Here is a 19861-nt window from a genome sequence, read left to right on the forward strand (position 1 = left end):
GGAGGCTGCTCCGAACGGAGTGAAACACCCGTCCCGCAATGCCGGAATCTTGTGACCGCCGCACTGTCTGCGTGGCGTGTCTCGTGCTGTTTTCAGGACGCTCAGATGTATGGCGACTACGGACTTTTCATCGATGGAGCCTGGCACTCAACGGGCGGGGGAGGCCTTACGCCAGTATTCAGTCCGGTCACCGAAAGGGCGCTCGGCGAGGTAGCTTGCGCCAATGGGGAAGACACTCGCGACGCACTCGAAAGTGCCCAACGGGGGTTTCGTTCATGGAAAGCAAAATCCGCCTTCGAGCGGGCCGATGCTCTGCATCGAATTGCCGACGAAATGCTGCGCCGCAAGGATGAAGGGGCGCGGATGATCTCCAGCGAGACCGGCAAGCCGCTCGCCCAGTCGGAGCGGGAATGGGCTCTCGCGGTCGATCAATTCCGCTGGCACGCCGAGGAGGCGCGTCGCATCTACGGTCGTGTCATCGAGAGCCGTGTCCCCAGCGGGCGTTTCGAGGTCCTGCATGAGCCTGTTGGCGTCGCCGCGGCCTTCACGGCCTGGAATTTCCCCGCAGCGTTGGTGGCCCGCAAGGTCGCACCGGCCCTGGCCGCCGGCTGCTCGATCGTGGTGCGTCCCTCGAGCCAGACTCCGGGCACGGCCATGGTCATGGTCGACTGCATGCGAGCGGGCAACCTGCCTGCGGGCGCAGTCAGCCTGCTGGTCGGTCCCACGGAAGCCACCTACACGCCGATCATGGCGTCGAAAGTAGTCCGGAAAGTCTCCCTGACCGGCTCCACGCGGGTCGGTCAGCAGATGATCCGCGATGCCGCCGATACGGTCAAAAAGGTCTCGATGGAACTGGGCGGCAACGCGCCGCTGATCGTCTTCGACGATGCCGATCTCGAGACCACGCTCGGTGTGGCGGTGCCAACCAAATATGCCAATGCCGGCCAGGTCTGCGTTACGCCCGACCGCTTCTTCATCCACGAAAGCCTGCATGACAAATTCGTTGAGGGGTTCGTCTCCCGGGTCAAGTCGCTGAAGCTTGGTGATGGTCTCGACCCCTCGGTGCAGATGGGACCGCTGATCAACGGCAAACGGCTCTCCGACATCGAGGCCGTGGTCGCGGAGGCCGAACGGCAAGGGGCAACGATCGCCGCTGGCGGCCGCCGTGCGGCGACCTTCAACGCCGGGCATTTCTTCGAGCCCACGGTGCTGACCAACGTCAGCGACGACATGGCGGTCTTTGCCGAGGAGAATTTCGGTCCGGTGGCGGCGATCACCTCGTTCTCCAGCGACCACGAGGCGCTGCAACGCGCCAACACCTCCGACATGGGGCTTTCGGCCTACGCGTTCACGCAAAGTCCCAAGCGTGCACGCCTGGCGATTGCCGAGCTGAAGGCTGGAATGGTCGGCATCAACAGCTTCGCGCTTGCTGCCTCGGAGGCGCCCTTCGGCGGCACCAATTTTTCGGGCATGGGCAGGGAAGGGGGTGTCGAGTCGATCACGGATTACCTCGATACCAAGCTCGCCCAGGTCGTTTTCTAAGGGTTGCCGCCATGATCCCCGATACCCTCAAGAAGCTCTGGGCCGACGGCCGTCCGACCATCAATGGTTGGCTCTCGATAGGCAACTCGTTCACCGCCGAGATCATGGCCGCGCAAGGTTATGACAGCATCGGCATCGACCTGCAGCACGGTGCGCTCGACTACAACGCCATACTGCCCATGCTGCAGGCCATGCGCGCCTCGGGCGTCACCCCGCTGGTGCGCGTCCCCTGGCTCGAGCCGGGCATCATCATGAAGGCACTGGACGCCGGCGCCTACGGGATCATCTGCCCGATGATCAACACCGCGGAGGAAGCTGCGAAGTTCGTCTCCTACCTCCGATACCCGCCGCTTGGACAACGGTCATTCGGTCCGACGCGTGCCAATTTCGCGGTCGGCGCCAACTATGCGGTCGAGGCCAATAGAGAAATTCTGGCGTTCGCTATGGTCGAAACCGCCGAGGCGATGGCCAATCTCGATGCGATCGCGGCCACGCCAGGGCTCGACGGCATCTATGTGGGGCCCGCCGACCTGACCTTCAGCCTGCACGGCGGTCGCCTGCCTCCGGCCTTCGATCGCGAAGAGCCGGAAATGATCGAGGCTCTGCAGACGATTGTGCGGGCCTGCCGCAATCACGGCATTCGCGCCGCGCTGCATTGCGGCACTCCGGAATACGCCGGGCGCGCCGTGGCATGGGGCTTCGACATGACCACCGTCTCCAATGACGTGCGTTTACTCGCCGGCGCCGCTGAAAGCGCCGTCAAGCGGTTCAGGGCGCTGATGGCTGGAGCCTCAGCCGAGGGCGTCAACGCCAAGGGAAGCTACTGATGCCTCACGTGCTTGTTGCCGGCAAACTGCATCCAAGCGGGATAGCCCTGCTAGATCGGACGCCGGGTGTAACCTACGACTATGTCGAGGAGGTTTCCGAGCCAAGCTACGCCTCGCTGATCGGCAAGGCCGATGGGCTGGTCATTCGCACCCAGCCGCTGTCCGCGCCGACCGTCGACAAGGCACGCAAACTCCGCATCGTCTCGCGGCATGGGGTCGGCTACGACTCGGTCGACCTGCCGGCGCTCAACAAGCGCGGTATCGCGCTGGCCATCGTCGGCGATGTCAATTCGGTCTCGGTGGCTGAGCACGCCATGATGCTGCTGCTAGCCGCCGGCAAGCGCACCTTGCGCGCTGATCGCGCCGTTCGCGAAAAAGGATGGAACTGGCGCAACAAGCTCGAGGCGTCGGAACTAGCGGGCAAGCGGCTGCTCATCCTGGGCTACGGGCGGATCGGCCGGCATCTTGCCCGTATGGCTGCCGGCTTCTCCATGGAGGTTGAAGCCTACGATCCGTTTCTCGAGAAGATGGGCTGGCCGGATGGCCAGGTGAGGCCGGCCTGCGACCTCGATGCTGCACTGGGCCGTGCCGACGCAATTTCCGTGCACGCGCCCAAGGGCGAGGTGCCGTTGATCGGTGCCCGTGAATTCGAACTCATCAAGCGTGGCGTCGTCCTGATCAACACCGCCCGTGGTGGCGTGGTCGAGGAGCTCGCTCTGATTGAGGCGCTGCGAACCGGCACGGTTGCGGCCGCGGGCCTCGATGTTTTCGACCAGGAGCCGCCAACGCCGGACAACCCGTTGCTGGCGATGGATCAGGTCATCCTCACGCCCCACATCGCCGGTCTTACCGTTGAATGTGGGGAACGCATGGCAGTGTCGTCGGTCAAGAACGTCCTCGATTTTTTTGAAAGCAAGATCGATCCCGCGCTGGTCGTCAATGGGGCCGAAATCAATGGGAAATGAGAAACCCAAGCTGCGGGTCGGGCTGATCGGGACCGGTTTCATGGGCAAGACCCATTCGTTTGGGTTCGCCGCGGCGGAGCGTGTTTTCGATCTGCCATTCGAGCTCGAGCTTCATACCGTCGGGGACCGTACCGAAGAACTTGCCGGCGCAGCCGGGCGGACGCTCGGCTTCAAGAACGCTACCGGCGATTGGCGCCGACTTGTCCGCGATCCGGATATCGATCTCGTCGACATCACCGCGCCAAACGCGTTCCACCGCGAGATGGCGCTGGCCGCTATCGCCGCCGGCAAGCACGTCTATTGCGAGAAACCGCTTGCTCCGCGCGCAGCCGAGGCCGCCGAGATGGCAACCGCTGCCGTGGCTGCCGGCGTACGCACGCAGGTCGGGTTCAACTACCTGTGCAATCCGATGATGGCCCTGGCCCGTGAGCTCATCGCGTCTGGCGAGCTTGGCGAAATCCGCAGCTATCGCGGGATTCACGCCGAAGACTACATGGGCGATGCTGAAAGTCCCTTCACCTTTCGCCTCGACCCGGTTGGGGGCGGTGCGCTGGCCGATCTCGGCAGTCATGCCTTGGCGACCGCCGAGTTCCTTCTCGGCCCGATCGAGCGCGTTCTTGGCGACGAGGTCACCGTCATCAACAGTCGTCCGGACGGCAAGGGCGGCCGTACCGCCGTCGAGGTCGACGACATCGGTCGGGCTTTCTTGCGCTTCGCCAGCGGCGCCACCGGCAGCATCGAGGCGAGTTGGGTGGCGACCGGCCGCAAAATGCAGCACGATTTCGAGATCTATGGCTCGAGAGGGGCGCTGACCTTCAGCCAGGAGCGCTTCAACGAACTGCAATTCTACACCACTGCGGACGCCGGTCGCGTTCGCGGCTTCCGTCGTATTGAGGCCGGGCCTGATCATCCGCCCTATGGGCTGTTTTGCGTGGCCCCAGGCCATCAGCTTGGTTTCAACGATCTCAAGGCCATCGAGGTCGCGCTGTTTCTCGAAGCTATCGCCGGGATCCGTGCCGAGCCATTCAGCTTCCGCTCCGGACAGCGCATCCAGGAACTCGTCGAAGCAATCCACACCTCGGCGACTGGAGGCCGCTGGGTCAGCACAATTTGATGGCAATCTCGAATGTGGCGCCGGGGCGGCCGCTGAAGAACTTCATTCGACGGGCTTGCGCGTTTTGCAGGGAAAGAACTTTACCCTGTGGGCGTCGCACGTAGCCAGAAGGCAGGTAGGTATTATCGGCGCGTGCTATTTTGCCGATCAGGATGGATCGCGCGAAGCCGGATGACGGCGAATCCAATGCCGCGCCGAAGCGATTCATGCGTTTTTGCAAGGAATATTGCTCGATCGCAAAGTTTCGGTATGGTGGGTGATCGAAAAAGGATCAGGCATGGACCACTTACGATCGAAGCCTCAGTCTGCCGGCGAGTTGATGACTATCTTGAACTCAGCTCAGGATAACATGGGCAGGGGCGGGCGTCGCGTGGCGAATTTCTTCATCGCGAACCTTGGCGAGACAGCCCTTCTGTCAGGTTCCGAGGTTGCCAGTCGCTGCGGCGTGAACGCATCCAGTGTGGTGCGTTTTGTCCAGACCTTGGGATTTTCGGGCTACCGGGAATTTCAATCAGTTCTCCAACAGCATCTGTCCGCCTCAATTGTGGAAGCCAGGCAGTCTGGCGCGGGTGGGATTGCCTTGCCCGAGATTTCAAAGCCGCTTCGTCTCGTTCTTCTTGCCGACTCAGGGCGATCGTTCAACGAGGCTGCGGAAGCCGCCGCGAAGAAGTTCAGCGCGCAAAACGCATCGACTGAGATTGAAACGGAGTCGCATGCTTCATACGACGTCCAACCTGAGGACTTTGCGCGCCGGATCGAGAGCGCGGCTGAAACGTCCGATGGCATTATCCTGGTCGCCAGAGAGCATCCAGCAATCAACGATGCCGTGAGGGCGGCCACTGGACGGGGCCTCCCGGTGATCTGCCTGACCACCGATCTCCCTTTGTCAGGTCGAGCAGCCTATGTTGGCTCGGATCAATATGTGTCGGGGGCTACGGCAGCCTGGCTGTGTGGTCGAATGCTCCCGCGTGGGACTGCCGGCAAAGTTCTATTTGTTTGCAGCGTGCCGTTTCGCTGCCACCAAGATCGGGAGCAGGGATTCCGGCACGTCCTGCGATCCGAATTCTCAACCCTCGCTATCGATGAGAGGGTGAGCTCCAATGAGAGCATTGAGGTCATATACGAGGCAGTCCGGCGATACATCGCAAAGAGCGGTCCGCCGGCGGCCATCTACAATGTTTCAGGGGCTAACCTCGGGGTTGGGCGCGCATTGGAGGCAGAAGGTCTCAGTAATTCGACCGTCTTTGTCGGCCACGAATTGAACGCGAATTCCCGCTCTCTGCTTGAGCGGGGAATCATGGATGTGACGATCGGCCACGACTTCGATCGCGAGATTGCGCTATCGGTAGATTGCATACGGACGGCGCGCCAAGGCATCCAGCCTGTAAATCGAATTACGCAAAGCCAGGTTTTTACCCGCTTCAACTGCGCCACCTTCTGATTGATCGCAGAGTTCTTCTGCGAGCGATGATGTTGGGCAACCGAAGTGGTGGTTCCTTCCGATCGCCTCTCTAGATCGCCAACTTGGCGACAGGCGTTGGCGGGGCGAAGGGGTAAGCGCCCCAGACCGACTGGTCGAAATTGATCACAGAGCCAGTCATCATCCCGGCATCCTCCGAAGCTAGAAATGTGACGGCCTTGGCCACTTCCGCAGGAGCCAGCAGGCGCTCAAAAGGTTGTTCGGCCGCAGCCTTTTCGAGCCAGTTTGCGTCCGCGCCGTGATACTCGCGCTGGATGCGATCCTCGCCGTCGGAAGCCATCCAGCCGATATTCAGCTGATTGACCCGGATCTTGTTCCGCATCGTTGCAAACGCCGTGTTGCGAGTAAGTGTGGCAAGAGCACCCTTGGAGGCGCAGTAGGACGCGATAAACGGCTGCCCGGCGAGCGCCGAGGTGGATCCAACATTCACGATCGCTCCTTCGATATGGTCTCGGACCATCCGCCGGATGGCTTCTTGCATCAAGAAGAAAGGAGCGCGCGTGTTGATCGCGAACATCCGGTCGAAAAGCTCCTCGCTCGTGTTGAGGATGTCACCACGGTCCGTAAGGCCGGCGGCATTCACCAGGACATCGACCCGCCCAAAGGCCCTATCCGCGGCCTCGATCACCGTCCGGCAATCGGCCACGTTCCCTAGATCGGCCTGGACAAAGCGAACCACGCAGCCCGTTTTAGCCTCAATTGCTGCAGCGACGGCGCCGCCCTTATCGGCGTTGCGCCCACAGGTGACAATTCCGGCCGCGCCCGCGTCTGCGAGATGCATGGCGATCGCAGCGCCCAGTCCCTGCGTCCCGCCGGTGACCACCGCGAATTTCCCATCGACTCTGTTCATTTTTCAAGGCCTCCTCGCTCTGCAATGAATTTTGCAGAAGAAATCAATGCGGAATTTGTATTGACACACGTGCAATAATGCAAGATATTTTGCATCGTGCACGCAAAGATTGGTGCTTGGCTTGCACAACAGGCCGCAGGGAGGAAATTGATGTTGCGTATCGCCGTACTCGGCTGTGGCCGAATTGGTCAAATGCATGCTGCCAATGTCGCTCGGCATCCCCGATCCGCGTTGGCGGCGGTATTCGATGTCAATTCAGAGGCGGCCGAAAAGGTCGCGGCGGCTCAAGGCGTCAAGGCCGCAGCCAGCGCAGAGGATATCTTCGCGTCGGACATGGTGGACGCCGTTCTGATCGCCACGGCAACTCCCACCCACGCCGACTACATAGAAATGGCAGTCGCTGCGGGTAAGGCGGTGCTGTGCGAGAAGCCGATCGACCTTAGCCTCGCCCGCGTCGAGGCGTGTGCCGCCAACATCGGCGAGACCAAGATCCCGATCCAGCTTGGCTTCAACCGTCGTTACGATCCTGGGCACAGTGCAGCGCGGACTGCGATGCTGGCCGGCAATATCGGCGAGTTGCACCAGGTCATTATCACGTCCCGTGATCCTGCGTTGCCGCCGAGAGCCTATCTGGAGGCTGCGGGCGGGCTGTTCCGCGATATGACGATCCACGACTTCGACTTGGCTCGCTTCATGCTCGGCGAGGAGCCGACCGAGGTCTTCGCGCTTGCCAATGCGCTCATTGATCCGGCACTCGGAAAGGAGCTCGATGAAGTCGACAGTGCAATGGTCATCCTGAGGACCGCGTCGGGCAAGCAATGCCACATCAATAATTCGCGCACGGCGGTCTACGGCTACGATCAGCGCGTTGAGTTGATCGGGAGCGCCGGAATGCTTCTTTCCGACAACCGCAAACCCCACGAATTGCGACGCTTTACAGGCACGGCCGCCGAGGCAAGCCAACCGTATCAGTTCTTCTTTCTCGAGCGCTACCAGGAAGCCTTCATGGCCGAGATCGACGGGTTCGTGGACTGTGTGGAGAAAGGCGCTGTTCCGCTGGCAAGTTTCGAAGATGGGCGCCGTGCGCTCATCCTGGCGGAAGCGGCCTACAAATCCATGAAAGAGGGACGTTTGGTGCGCGTCTCCGAGGTGGCTGCATAAAAGCATTCGGCGGCGGATTCGCAGGAGGATGAAAGATCCGCGCAGTGGGAGGAGTAGCGTTTGGTGAAGTATGGGCTCGCACGGTTCGTCGTGTGGGGAAATGACCGAGACCGGCCCCGCAATAGCGCGGCATCTTGGCTCCGCCTTCCTTGCGATCACGATCGAAGGAGAATCGCGACAGCGAGCCCGCACTCCCAACTTCTGGTCCAGGGCTCTTTCAGTGCTGCCGGGCCGGCACTGCAATTGCATTTGCGCGTGACGACATCGCAAACGGTGTCTCATCGCAAGATCGAACCTTTCTGTGGTGAGCACAGAAGGCCTAAGCGGTGTCAGGCCCGGCTCAACGGGCAGTCGGACCGCGCAACAAAAGGAGGAACCAATGAAATTTCCAAGTCTTCCCATTTCTCGCCGCAGGGCCGCCAGCACAGTGGCTTTCGGCGCGCTGTTCCTTGCAATAACCGCTGGGACCGCGCTTGCCGAATACAAGGCCGCGGACGTGAGGATCGGTTTCACCCCGAAGTTTCTCAAGGATGATTTCCAGACCCTGATGCTGGATCTCTCGAAGAAGGCCTTCGATGCAAAAGGTTTCACCCTGGTCGGTGCTCCTGATCCGAATGGCGATATCGCTGCCGAAGTCGATGCGCTCCAGAACCTGATTGCCAACGGCGCAAACGTTCTGGTCTTCGCTCCCATTGACGCGGCCGGAATCGTTCCCGCGGTCAAGAAGGCGAATGACGCCAACGTCCTGGTTTTCTCGATCGATGACGCCCCCGCGGGCGGCAAAGTGACGGCAACGGTGCGCGCGGACAATGTCGACGCCGGCGTTCAAGGCGCCAAGGAGATGGCCAAGCGCCTGCAGGCCAAGCCGTGCTGGACCGACAACAGCTGCATCGTGCTTGAGCTACAGGGTGCCCTGACCACACCAAACGGCCGCGATCGATCCGACGGTTTCTCCAAAACGCTGCATGAGCTCGCGCCCAAGGTGAATCTGATACAGCGCCCGACCGAATGGACTGCCGACATGGCCGCCGATGCTGCGCAGAACGTCCTCACCCAGAATCCTTCGTTGAGCGGCATCTTCATGGCGTCCGAACTCATGGCCTCGGCCGTGAACGCGCAGCTCACCAACGGCGGCAAGGGCGCTCCGGTGGGTGACCCGAACTCGGTGATCCGCATCGCAATCGATGGAACGCCTCAAGGGCTTCAGCTGATCCGCAGCAAGGCCCTCGACGCGACGGTGTCACAGCCCCTGAGCGCCTATGCGACCAAGACGGCCGAGCTGATCGAACTCGTCTCCAAGGGTGGCAAGATCGAGATCGGGCCACGTGACGACGGCCAGGTTATCGATACACCCGTTGGACCGCAGTACCAGCTCAAGGCGACGCTGGTGACAGCCGACAATGTGGACTCACCTGATCTGTGGGCGAACAAGATCGGCAAGTAAGCAGGACCCAAGGGAGGAGCCGAGGATCATGGACAGCGCGCGACCCATCGTCGAGATGCGTGACATCGCCAAGACCTTTGGCTCGACCCGGGCTCTTCGCGGCGTGAATTTCACCGTCATGCGCGGTGAGGTTCACGCCCTGTTGGGCCGCAATGGCGCGGGAAAGAGCACGCTTGTTTCCACCTTGAGCGGATATGTTTCGGCCGATACCGGGTCGATCAGAATTGGCGAGGTCGAGGTAGAAGCGATAGGCCAACACTATGCGCCCTGCATTCGCAAGCTGATCGCCCACGTTCAACAAACGCCTCAGCTGTTCAACCTGCTGACGGTTGCGGAAAACCTTTTTGTAGAGAACCCTCTCGTCCGCAGAGGGTTCGGCGTGGTGAGCCACAAGCTGATGTTGGAACGCGCCGCTGAGCTGCTGAGCGAATGGAACATGGACATCCAGCCCCGCTCGCTTGCAGGAGAGCTGGGCGCCGGGACGAGACAGCTGCTCGAGATCATGAAAGCACTCAGTCGGGGTGTGCCCATCATGATTCTGGACGAGCCAACCGCGGCGTTGAGCAATGCGGAAAAACGGATTCTGTTCGAGCATGTGAGGGCGCTCAAAGCCAAGGGAGTCTCGTTCGTCTATATCTCGCATCATCTGGACGAGGTTTTCGAGATTGCCGATACAGTCACCATATTGAGGGACGGGAAGGTCGTAAAGGAACGCGAGCCCGTGGAGCGTCTCGACGTCGAGACCATCGCTGACCTTATGATGGGTGAAAAGACGGTCCGAAGCACGCGACAGGACTTCCTGACGGATGAAGCCCCTGTTCTGCTCCAGGCCAAGGGAATTAGGCTCGACAGCTTTTCGGAAAAGGATATCAACTTTGCTGTAAGGGCGGGCGAGATCGTGGCCCTGGCAGGTCCGGTGGGTGGCGGGAAGGAAGCACTCGCGATGGTCCTTGCTGGCCAGCAAAGGCCTGAAAGAGGCGAGGTGATCAGCCCTCGTGGAAAGCTACCGACTATCGGGCTGGTTCCGACCGACAGGCATGCCAGCGGCTACGTTGGCATTTTGGGTGTTCGTGAAAATGTGGCGATCGGTGGCCTCGACGTCTTGTCCGGCAAACTTGGTTTTATCAGCAAAGGCAAGGAAGCCAGGCATGTCGGGCGCCTTGCCCAACAGACGAACGTAATCGCATCGTCTCTGGAGCAAGCGGTGAGCCAGCTCAGTGGCGGCAATCAGCAGAAGGTTGTTTTCGCGCGCGCGCTTTGTCGAGCTCCCGAGGTCATCGTCGCTCTCAGCCCAACCCGCGGCGTCGATGTGGGAGCCAAGGAGCAGCTCTATTCGCTGTTGCGCGATCTTGCCAGCAAGGGGTTGGGGGTTGTGGTCGTCTCGGACGAGGAAGACGAAATTGATCAGCTGGCCAACCGGGTCGTGATCGTGTTCGAGGGGCACGTCGTTGATGAACTGGTGGGCGGATACACAATCAAAGATCTAATCCTGCGAATGGAGGGCGTCGTATGAGCACCGATATCGTGAGCAAATCCACGCCGAAGAAGGAACATTCCGGACAGTCGCGGCTGTCCGCCTTTGGGAGCGCCTTTGTGGCCGGTGGATATACGATGTACCCGGTCCTTCTCATACTGGTCATCGTGGGTGCCATCGTTGCTCCCCGGTTCGCCACGGCGGCCAATCTGCTGAATATCCTCGACCAGGTGAGCGTTCTGGGCCTGACGACAATCGGACTGACTTTCGTCGTCCTGATAGGTCGACTGGATCTCTCGCTCGAGGGAATTGTCGGCTTCGCTCCGATGTTGGCGGCTGTCACACTGGTGCCTGCGGCGGCTGGCGGGCTTGGATTGGAGTTGCCAAGTTGGACTGGCCTATTCGTTGCCCTGGGTACTGCGGGGCTGATCGGGTTTTTCAATGGTTTCATGGTCGTCAGGGTGGGTCTCAACCCGTTCATCTCGACGCTCGGGCTGCTTGTGCTGCTTCGCGGCGGAGTGCTGATCATTTCGAACGGGCGATCGATCTACTCTCCCGGCAAAGCGCTGACATACCTCGGTTCCGAGAGTTGGCTCGGTGTTCCAGTGTCTGTGATCGTATTCATTGTGGTAGCGGCCGTGGTCGGCCTTGTCTTCCACTATCACCGCTACGGTCGGGCACTGTATGCTATCGGCGGCAATGAAGACGCTGCGAGGGCCGCCGGCATTAACGTGGACAGGGTCATTTGGTCGGCGTTTGTCTTCGCGGCTCTCTTGGCGGGCTTAGCCGGTGTTCTGATGACGGGGCGCCTTGATTCGACGGTGACAACCCAAGGGCAGGGGATCATTTTCTCCGCCTTTGCCGCTGCCGTGATCGGGGGCGTAAGTCTTGGCGGCGGGCGAGGGACAATCGTCGGAGTTGTTAGCGGAGTGCTCTTGATTGGCGTCATCAACAACTTGCTCACGTTGGCGCAGGTTCCGTCCTTTTACGTTCAGGCATCGACCGGTGCCGTCATCATAGTCGCAGCGGTGCTGACGACGATCGCGAGCCAACGCTCAAGCGGCGTGCGAACCCGAACCTGAGATATTATGCCGGCAGGAGCTAAGGGTTTCTGCCAGCATAACTGCCAAGCTCGAATGGAGCGTGCGTGCACGGCTTCAGCGCAGTGGACACTCAACGGGTCGAAGTCCGCTCTTGTTGCTAGTCCTAACGTGGAGGCGGCGGTGAAACGGAGACCAATCGGCCGGTCCGGATTGGAAGTCACCGAAATTTGTTTCGGAACAGCTCCTCTCGGCGGGATGCCGGACACTTACGGCTATAGCGTTGACGAAGCCACGGCCCTTGCGACCATCCGAGCGATTTTCGACGGTCCAGTCAACTTCATGGACACTTCCCGCAACTACGGCCTTGGCCGCAGCGAGGAGCGGATTGGAAGAGTGATCAGGGAGCGCGGAGGGCTACCTCCAGGGTTTGTGCTTTCGACGAAATTAGACCGGGATATGAGTACAGGTCGCTTCGACGCCGGTCGCGCTAGGCAGTCGCTTGAGGAGAGTCTTCTGGCTCTCGGTCTTGATCGCGTTCATATACTGCACCTTCACGATCCTGAGCATTCCGTGGATCTCAACGAGATCACGCGGCCAGGCGGTGCGCTCGATGAATTGTTTGGGATAAAAGAGGAAGGTCTGGCGACCGCCGTGGGGCTGGCAATGGGCCGTCTCGATATCATGTTGCCGATGGTCAAAGACTGGCCCTTTGATGTCCTGCTCAATCACAATCGCTTCACGCTTTTGAACCGATCGGCAGGTCATCTCTTCGAGCTAGCCAATGAAAGAGGGATAGCTGTGTTCAATGCGGCTCCTTACGCTGGCGGCGTCCTGGCAAAGGGCAGTTCGCGGGTGTCTCGGATAACCTATCAAGAGATTGATGAGACAATGCTCGCACCTGTGCGCCAGATCGAGGGGCTGTGCAGAAAGCATTCCCTGGCCCCTGGCGCGGCAGCACTGCAGTTCTCACTAAATGAGCCGCGGATAACCTCGACCGTTGTGGGTGTTTCGAAACCCGAAAGGATCGCCCAGACGCTTGAGTGGGCCACCGCGGCCATCCCTGAACAGACTTGGGAGGATCTTGGGAAGATTGGGTATTCGGTGGATGATCCCGAGGCCCGGCGGATTTACAAGCCGGGCTAGTCTGCGTCATCAAAGGCGCACTGCTAAACGTTTGGCCGCGACCACGAACAGCAAGATCACCCCCCAAGCTGTGAGCGCAAGATGAGGGCTTAGTCCGATGATGTTGAAGCCGCTGGCGATGACTTGAAGAATGATCAGCGCGACGAACAGGCCAGCGATCTTTCCAAAACCGCCATACGGATCGATCCCGCCCAAGATGGCCGCGAGAACCGTTATCAACAAATAGGAATGTGCGATCTCGGCACCGGCCGAATTGAACCGGGCCATCATGACAATGGCCGCAAGCCAGCACAGCAGGGAAGACAGGACATAGACCCAAATTAGCACTCGGCCCGTGTCAACACCCGAATACCTGGTCGCCTCGGGGTTGGATCCGATCATGTGCATGCGGATGCCAAGCGGCGTGCGGGTAAGCAGCACATGAACGACTATAGCCACCATCGTGAACAGCAGGAACGAGGTGGGTACGCCCAGCACGGTTTCGTTGGACACCGCTATCAGAGCCTCGGGAAAGCCCGACACCGTGCGCCCGCGCGTGAAGTAAATACTGATTCCATGAAGGAGCGTCATCGTGCCGAGCGTGACCAGGATGGGGTGAACGCCGGCATACGCGACGAGGAAGCCGGTGATCAGCCCGATCAGCGCGCAAAGCGCCAAGCCTGCCAGCAGGGCAGCTGTCATCCATAGCGCCAGGTCAAGGTCTGCGGCATCCGGCGGCATCAGCGAAGTTAGGATCCAGGCCATCAGCAGGCCTGCCAGATTGGCGGTCGCGATGATTGCCAGATTGATGCCGCCCGAAATCAGCGGAATTGCCATCGCCAGCGAGAGAAGGCCGAGTTCGGGCAGTTGGAACATCATCGCCTGCAGCGTCGCACCGCGCAGGAAGGTGCCCGGTTCCAGGAGCGAAAAGACAGCCATCAATGCCACGAGGAGCACAAACAAGCCGCCCTTGCCTTTGACCGGCTGGCGCAAAAGCGCCATCACACTGGCGAATTGGCTGTTGAGCTGTCGCACCCTTTGCTCCGACATCGGATATCCCCTCAACCGGCCTGGATGCGTTGCCGTCGAGTGGAACGCTTTTCAGCGTATCCGGTCATCACGATCGAGACCAGGATCGCCAAGCCCGTGACAACGCCGAAGAAGTACGAGGAAATACCGAGAAGATTGAGCCCGTTCTGCAGCATGGCCAGGAAGAGCACACCTAGCAGGACACCGGCCATCGATCCCTTTCCGCCGACAAGGCTGGCGCCGCCGAGGATGGCTACGGCAAGCACGTTGAGCTCCTGCCCGGCCATTGCGGTCGGAACCGCCTGGTGAACGCGATAGGCCTGGATGAAGCCGCCGATCGCGGCGAGAAAGCCAAGATAGCCATAGGCAAAGAGCTGGACGCCGAGCACGTTGATGCCAATGCGGCTTGCCGCTTCCGGATTGCCGCCAAAGGCGTAAACCTGCCGGCCGAGCCGTGTGTGCTTCATCAGGAAGTGCGTGAGCAGCACCACCGTCAGCATAACGAGGGTGGGCAGGCCGATCTTGACGACGTCGCCCGAGGCAAGGACCGTCCGGTAGACAACGACAGGCTCGGCCCACCAATCGGGCAGATTGTAGATCTCATGCGCATCGGTGATGTAGATCAGGAGCGCGTAGTAGATGCTCGATGTCGCGATAGTGATGATGATCGAGCCGACGCGCAGAAAATGCACGAGCACCGCGTTCAGCGCGCCAAGTGTGGTACCAAAGGCTGCCGCGATCACCAGCGTTGGAATGACCGACATTTCGTAGGTAGTGGCGAGCGTCGCGGCCAGATATTGGGCGGCCGCCGCCGTGGCCGTGAACGAAATATCGATGCCACCGCAAACCAGGACGACGAAAACGCCGGCTGCGAGGATCGCTATCACCGAATAGGCCTCGACGAGGTTCACAAGGTTCGACGCCGTCAGGAAATGAGGAGACGACGCGGTGAGAATGATGGCCGTCACGATGATGGCCGAGCCAAGGGCGCGTTCTGGCTGCCCGAAGATAGTCGCCAGCAGCCTAGGCATGCACCGCCTCCGAGAGCCGGGCTTCGGCGACCGAGCCGGGCAAGAACTCGCCGACGATGCGGCCCTGTCGCATGTGAAGAACGCGGTCGCTGTTGAAATACACTTCCGGCGCCTCGTCCGAGATCAGCAGGATGCTCATTCCCTCCCGCGCCAGCGACCTTATCAGCGCGTGGATGCCGGCCTTGTTGCGAATGTCCACGCCAATTGTCGGGCCGTCTAGGATGAGCACCTTCGGGTGGGTTGCTAGCCATTTGGCGAGCACGACGCGCTGCTGGTTGCCGCCCGACAGCGTCTGACTTGCCGCCTCGACGCCTGCGGCGCGAATCTTCAATTGCTCGACCCATGATTTCGCCAAGGCTGCCCGGCGGCGGAATGGCACCATGCCGAACCGGTCGCTGAGCGATTTCAGCACGGTGATCGCGATGTTGTCTGCTATCGATTGGCGGAGGTTCACTCCTAGAGCCAGCCGGTCTTCCGAGGCATAGGCGATGCCGGCGGAAATGGCGGCCTTGTTGGAGCGGAGTCGCATGGGCTTGCCGTCGACGAGGATTTCCCCGCGATCGAGTTGGGTCATGCCGAAAAGCGAGAGCGCCAGTTCGGTCCGGCCGGCGCCAAGAAGGCCGATCAGGCCGAGGATCTCACCTTCGCGGATAGTGAAGGATACGTCCTCAAATTCGCCGACACGGGTCGCGCCCCTTACTTCGAGCACCGGCTTTCTTTCGTTGACGGGGCGCGCCGAAACCTTGTTCTCCAGGCTTTCGCCGGTCATCAGCTCGGCGATGCGGTTGTCGTCGATCTCGCGGGCGGGAAAGGTGCCGACCTTCTTCCCATCGCGCAGCACGGTGACACGCTCGGCGATTTCGGTGACCTCTTCCAGCCGGTGGCTGACGAAAACGATGCTGATGCCCTGCGCCTTCAGCCTGCGGACGGTGGCCAGCAGCAGGTCGACCTCGTGGCGCGTCAGCGAGGCGGTCGGCTCATCCATGAACAGGACGCGCGCGTTGGAAGCGATGCCCCGGCATATCGCCACGATCTGCCGCTGCGCGACGGACAGCCTGCCGACCGGCAGATCGAGGGGAAGTTGAGTATCCAGGCGCTCCAGCGCCGCCTTGGCGACCCTGCGCATTTCGGCTCGGGGCGGCAGCTTCAGCGGGGCTGACAATTCCAGCCCGATGCCGATGTTTTCTTCGACCGTGAGGTTCGGAAACAGAGACAGGTCCTGGAATATCACCTGGATGCCGAGCGCCCTCGCTTGCTGCGGCGTCAGCCGGGCATGGGCTGTCCCGTCGATGGTGATCGAGCCTCCGGCATCGGGCGCGTGGACGCCAGAGAGGATCTTGATCAAGGTGGTCTTGCCCGAGCCGTTCTCGCCGACCAGGCAATGCACCTCGCCGGCGGCGATCGACCAGTCAATCGCGTCGAGCGCCCGCGTTCCGCCGAACTGCTTGCTGATCTTGGACAAGGTGAGGAGGCTTGCATCCCCGGCGGCAGGGCTATTCATCAACTGACCTTGTTTCGTCCACTGCTGCATTCTCGAAAGCGAAGAACACAACGTCCCATGCCGCGCCGGAATGGGACGTTGCCGACTGCCCACCGGATGCTGTGGGTTCGCTCTGCCATCTGTCTCGTCAGATCACCTGGGCCCATTTGTCGATGGTCTTGGGATTGAGATCGATCTGCTTGTTGGCCCGGATGACATGGCTCTCGGGTTCGACCTCGCAGGGGCCCATGCCCGGGATGTCGATGCCGTTCTTGATCTCCGTGCCGGCCGCGACCGTCTTGCCGAGCGCGACCATCGCATAACCTGAATCGACCGGGTTCCAAAGGAAACCACGGGTGATGGCGCCCGACTTCATCAGCTTCTGACCCTGGCTCGGGATGAATGGCCCGACGACGATGACGTTGCCTATCTGGTCGCGGTCACTGACGGCATTGCCTGCACCGATCGGCCCGTTCGCGCCGAAGATAAGAAACCCCTTCAGGTCGGGATTTGCCTGCATCTGGTCCATGGCGGTCTTGTAGCTGTCGTCTACGCTGTTGGAGACGCCGAAGCGGTCGCCGACCTGCTGCATCTTGGGATATTTCTGCTTCTGAAGTTCAAGCGCAAAATCAGCCCACAGATTGTGCTGCACCACCGTCAGACCGCCGACGAAGACGACATACTTGCCCTCGCCGCCGATCGCCTCGGCGAAGGCTTCGAGATGCGCCTCGCCAAAGGCCTTGTCCTGGATAAGCTCGATGTCCCAATCGGCATTCTTCTGGCCGGGCGATTCATTCATGATGACCTTGATGCCGGCGCCCTGCGCCCGCTTCAGGACGGGCTCGAGCGCCTTGCCGTCATTCGGCACGACGCCGATCACGTCGACCTTCTTGGCGATCAGGTCCTCGATGGCCCGCACCTGCTCGGCGGGATCGTCAGTCGTCGGATTGATGATCGACGCGTCGACGCCAAGATCCTTGCCGGCCTTGAGAACGCCTTTCTCGACGTTGTCGAACCACGGGATTTTGACCTTGCCTACAATGCCTATCTTGGCTGGTTCGCTGGCTGCCCGGGCCGCGGCAGGCGCCAGAGCCGTTATCACGCCTAAAGCCGTCGCGCTCTTCATGAACGTGCGGCGGGAAATGTCGCGCATGGAAAGTTTCCTCCCATTCCAAAGTGGACAGACCACTTCTAACTTGGGCCTCTCGTAAACGCAAGCGCCCATCGCGTTCCGGTCAGCGTCGCAGCGCCGAAATCCTTGAAAGTGCGGCAACATCGGACTCGATCATCGCGCGGGTGCTCTCCTCGATATGGTCGAGATGCGCCGACATCGCCTCGGCCGCACCCGTGCTGTCGTGATCGGCGATGGCGCGGACTATCCTGGCATGTTCGCCAAGGCTGCGGCGGATGAGGGCAACGTCCTCGGTGGCGCGGCGGCGCACATCGAGCCCCATATTATAGAGCCCGTAGGCAACGCGATCGAGAACCGTGTTGCCGGACATTTGCCAAAGCCTGGCATGAAACTGCGCGTCGAGAATTCTGAAACCCACAGAGTCTGCCAACACGTTCTCATGCGCCACCAGCATGCCGTTGAGCGCCTCGACATCGGCATCGCTCGCATTGAAAGCCGCCTTGCGCGCGATCTCGATTTCGATGATGCGGCGGCTCTCGAATACATCCGCAAGGTTGGAGGGTGTGAGTGACAGGAAGAAGTCGAGCGGCGCAAGCAGGGTTCGCGCATCGAGGCTGGTGATGTAAGCGCCGCCGCCGTGGCGGCTGTCCACCACGCCTAGCGTCGACAGGGCTCGTATCGCCTCGCGCAGACTCGGCCGGCTGATATTGAGGATCTCGATCAGCTCGCGCTCGGAAGGCAGCCGGTCTCCGGAACGCAACATGCCAGTTCGCACTAGGTCGAGAATTCGGTTGACGACCGCCTGGGCAACGCCGGTGTTGGCGGCCTGCAGCGTCTCAGCTATTGGGTGCAGCTTCGTGCCTGCCCGCTTCGAAGGCCTGTCGGAACGTTGTGTCATGAGCTCTCCCATGCCTCAGCGGGCTTGAATTCGCCCCAGCTCGGTATGGGCAGTTGTAGCCCGTTTTTGATCCAGAGAAATCGCCCGTTTATGTGGGCGGCGTTTTCACCCACCAGTCTTTCGATGAGCTCGCTCGCCTTTTCGGGATTGTCGCCACCGGTCCGCTCAACCCACGCCGCCCATTCGTGATAGCGTTCGGCGACAGGTCCGAGATCCGATACGCCGTCGCGGATATCGGCCCACATCTCCGTCTTGACGTCGCCCGGATGGATCACATTCGCCGTTACCCCAGTGCCTTCGAGCTCGGCGGCGAGATGGCGGGTGAACTGATTGAGCGCGGCCTTGCTGGTGCCATAGGCGCTGTTGATCGGCCCCGGCTCATGCAGCGCTGCGGCGGAGGTGATATTGAGGATGCGCCCCCAGCGCTGGCGAACCATTGCTTCGACGAAGGCGCGGCTGGTCAGGTAAGGGCCGACCGTGTTGATCATCACCGTGTTGATCCAGGCCGCCGGATCGGTTTTCCAGATCAACTGGATAGGGCCAAAGATGCCGGCCGCGTTGATCAGGATCGATGGCGATCCGAGGCGGGCTTCGACCTCACTTTTGATCGAGGCGACGGATTCGGCGGATGCCACATCGCCAGGGATGACAATGCCGGATCCGCCCTTAGCTTCAATGTGCTCCAGTGTATCGTTGAGCTGGTCCATGCTTCGCGAAACCAACGCAACCCTTGCGCCGCCTCCGGCAAGCCGCATTGCAGCCAATCTGCCGATACCCCTCCCGGCGCCGGTGATCAACGCAACCTTACCTATCAAGCCTTCCATGCTGTCCTCCAGCGATTGCGCAGAAAGGGATAGCGAAATTGAAGTGGTCTGTCCACTTGGTCATTTCGCATCCCTTACTCGGATTTGGAACGCCGTCGCTTGGAAGAAAGTTGGGGCGGCCGCGGGCGTCCCGGGACCTGCCGACAATTATGGCCCGTTGAAAGCTGCGTCCACCGAAAGGCGAAATGAACCCATATGCTTCGCGCCCGGCAGAGCCGCTTCTGTGTCTGGCGGCGGTTCGATTCCGATTTCCGGATTCGAACCGGATGCTGCTAAGCTATTAAAAATAAAATTAATCCTGAAAGTTGGCTTTTTATCTTATGAGACGGCGGAAATACACCCGATAGGATCAGATACCAACATAAATACCAACATCGGCATAGCGTCTTAGTATCACATATACTTGGCTAAGAAATTACGTCTATCAACAAAACTTTACAACAAG

At 60.6% G+C, this 19861-nt stretch carries 19 protein-coding genes; 11 read left to right on the forward strand and 8 right to left on the reverse strand.

Going from position 1 to position 19861, the window contains the following annotated elements:
• Positions 1 to 105: 105 nt before the first annotated feature.
• The 4 genes from FJ954_RS10055 to FJ954_RS10070 are packed head-to-tail and all read left to right on the forward strand — an operon-like array spanning position 106 to position 4448.
• Positions 106 to 1542 (forward strand): NAD-dependent succinate-semialdehyde dehydrogenase, encoded by a 1437-nt coding sequence (locus FJ954_RS10055; protein WP_140661261.1) that lies wholly within the window; start codon positions 106 to 108, stop codon positions 1540 to 1542.
• A gap of 11 nt (positions 1543 to 1553) precedes the next feature.
• Positions 1554 to 2369 carry an aldolase/citrate lyase family protein gene (locus FJ954_RS10060; protein ID WP_140661262.1) on the forward strand — a complete coding sequence of 272 codons (816 nt, stop codon included), beginning with the start codon at positions 1554 to 1556 and terminating at the stop codon, positions 2367 to 2369.
• Positions 2369 to 3334 (forward strand): hydroxyacid dehydrogenase, encoded by a 966-nt coding sequence (locus FJ954_RS10065; RefSeq protein WP_140620343.1) that lies wholly within the window; start codon positions 2369 to 2371, stop codon positions 3332 to 3334. Before FJ954_RS10060 ends, FJ954_RS10065 begins: the two co-directional genes overlap by 1 nt.
• Positions 3324 to 4448: a Gfo/Idh/MocA family oxidoreductase gene (locus tag FJ954_RS10070; RefSeq protein ID WP_140661263.1), complete on the forward strand. Its 1125-nt coding sequence runs from the start codon at positions 3324 to 3326 to the stop codon at positions 4446 to 4448. The genes FJ954_RS10065 and FJ954_RS10070 overlap by 11 nt, the downstream gene beginning before the upstream one ends.
• Here the strand turns inward: FJ954_RS10070 and FJ954_RS10075 are convergent.
• Positions 4435 to 4656 (reverse strand): hypothetical protein, encoded by a 222-nt coding sequence (locus FJ954_RS10075; RefSeq protein ID WP_140620347.1) that lies wholly within the window; start codon positions 4654 to 4656, stop codon positions 4435 to 4437. The two genes, FJ954_RS10070 and FJ954_RS10075, sit on opposite strands and share 14 nt — an antisense overlap.
• An 18-nt stretch (positions 4657 to 4674) precedes the next feature.
• On the opposite strand from FJ954_RS10075, the gene FJ954_RS10080 reads away from it, so the two are divergent.
• Positions 4675 to 5889, forward strand: coding sequence for a substrate-binding domain-containing protein (locus FJ954_RS10080; RefSeq protein WP_140620349.1), 1215 nt, complete (start codon positions 4675 to 4677; stop codon positions 5887 to 5889).
• Between the two features lie 70 nt (positions 5890 to 5959).
• On the opposite strand, the gene FJ954_RS10085 is transcribed toward FJ954_RS10080, so the two are convergent.
• Positions 5960 to 6778, reverse strand: a complete 819-nt coding sequence (locus tag FJ954_RS10085) for an SDR family oxidoreductase (protein ID WP_140620351.1) — start codon at positions 6776 to 6778, stop codon at positions 5960 to 5962.
• Positions 6779 to 6925: 147 nt separating this feature from the next.
• On the opposite strand from FJ954_RS10085, the gene iolG reads away from it, so the two are divergent.
• From iolG to FJ954_RS10110, 5 genes are all read left to right on the forward strand, one after another.
• Positions 6926 to 7939, forward strand: coding sequence for an inositol 2-dehydrogenase (gene iolG, locus FJ954_RS10090; protein WP_210243317.1), 1014 nt, complete (start codon positions 6926 to 6928; stop codon positions 7937 to 7939).
• Positions 7940 to 8318: 379 nt separating this feature from the next.
• Positions 8319 to 9383 (forward strand): sugar ABC transporter substrate-binding protein, encoded by a 1065-nt coding sequence (locus FJ954_RS10095; protein ID WP_140620354.1) that lies wholly within the window; start codon positions 8319 to 8321, stop codon positions 9381 to 9383.
• A 28-nt stretch (positions 9384 to 9411) separates the two neighbouring features.
• Positions 9412 to 10896: a sugar ABC transporter ATP-binding protein gene (locus FJ954_RS10100; protein WP_140824032.1), complete on the forward strand. Its 1485-nt coding sequence runs from the start codon at positions 9412 to 9414 to the stop codon at positions 10894 to 10896.
• Positions 10893 to 11939, forward strand: coding sequence for an ABC transporter permease (locus FJ954_RS10105; RefSeq protein ID WP_140620358.1), 1047 nt, complete (start codon positions 10893 to 10895; stop codon positions 11937 to 11939). The genes FJ954_RS10100 and FJ954_RS10105 overlap by 4 nt, the downstream gene beginning before the upstream one ends.
• A gap of 141 nt (positions 11940 to 12080) precedes the next feature.
• Complete coding sequence (locus tag FJ954_RS10110; protein WP_246677774.1) at positions 12081 to 13043, forward strand: aldo/keto reductase; 963 nt, start codon at positions 12081 to 12083, stop codon at positions 13041 to 13043.
• 9 nt (positions 13044 to 13052) lie between these two features.
• Here the strand turns inward: FJ954_RS10110 and FJ954_RS10115 are convergent, their stop codons facing one another.
• From FJ954_RS10115 to FJ954_RS10140, 6 genes are all read right to left on the reverse strand, one after another.
• Entirely contained in the window at positions 13053 to 14057 is a 1005-nt protein-coding gene (locus FJ954_RS10115) for an ABC transporter permease (protein ID WP_181166441.1), read from the reverse strand.
• 26 nt (positions 14058 to 14083) lie between these two features.
• Positions 14084 to 15082: an ABC transporter permease gene (locus FJ954_RS10120; RefSeq protein WP_140620364.1), complete on the reverse strand. Its 999-nt coding sequence runs from the start codon at positions 15080 to 15082 to the stop codon at positions 14084 to 14086.
• The gene (locus FJ954_RS10125) at positions 15075 to 16583 is read right to left on the reverse strand and encodes a sugar ABC transporter ATP-binding protein (protein WP_140620366.1); all 1509 of its coding nucleotides are present in this window, start codon (positions 16581 to 16583) and stop codon (positions 15075 to 15077) included. The genes FJ954_RS10120 and FJ954_RS10125 overlap by 8 nt, the downstream gene beginning before the upstream one ends.
• A gap of 127 nt (positions 16584 to 16710) precedes the next feature.
• On the reverse strand, positions 16711 to 17715 hold the full coding sequence (locus tag FJ954_RS10130) for a substrate-binding domain-containing protein (RefSeq protein ID WP_246677773.1): 1005 nt from the start codon (positions 17713 to 17715) through the stop codon (positions 16711 to 16713).
• A gap of 82 nt (positions 17716 to 17797) precedes the next feature.
• Positions 17798 to 18592, reverse strand: coding sequence for a FadR/GntR family transcriptional regulator (locus FJ954_RS10135; RefSeq protein WP_181166440.1), 795 nt, complete (start codon positions 18590 to 18592; stop codon positions 17798 to 17800).
• Entirely contained in the window at positions 18589 to 19416 is an 828-nt protein-coding gene (locus FJ954_RS10140; protein WP_140620369.1) for an SDR family oxidoreductase, read from the reverse strand. Before FJ954_RS10140 ends, FJ954_RS10135 begins: the two co-directional genes overlap by 4 nt.
• Between FJ954_RS10140 and FJ954_RS31515 the strand changes: the two genes are divergently transcribed.
• On the forward strand, positions 19298 to 19807 hold the full coding sequence (locus FJ954_RS31515; protein ID WP_181177801.1) for a hypothetical protein: 510 nt from the start codon (positions 19298 to 19300) through the stop codon (positions 19805 to 19807). The genes FJ954_RS10140 and FJ954_RS31515 overlap by 119 nt on opposite strands.
• Positions 19808 to 19861: the final 54 nt, after the last annotated feature.

The organism is Mesorhizobium sp. B2-3-15 (assembly GCF_006442875.1).
Taxonomy (GTDB): Bacteria; Pseudomonadota; Alphaproteobacteria; order Rhizobiales; family Rhizobiaceae; genus Mesorhizobium; species Mesorhizobium australicum.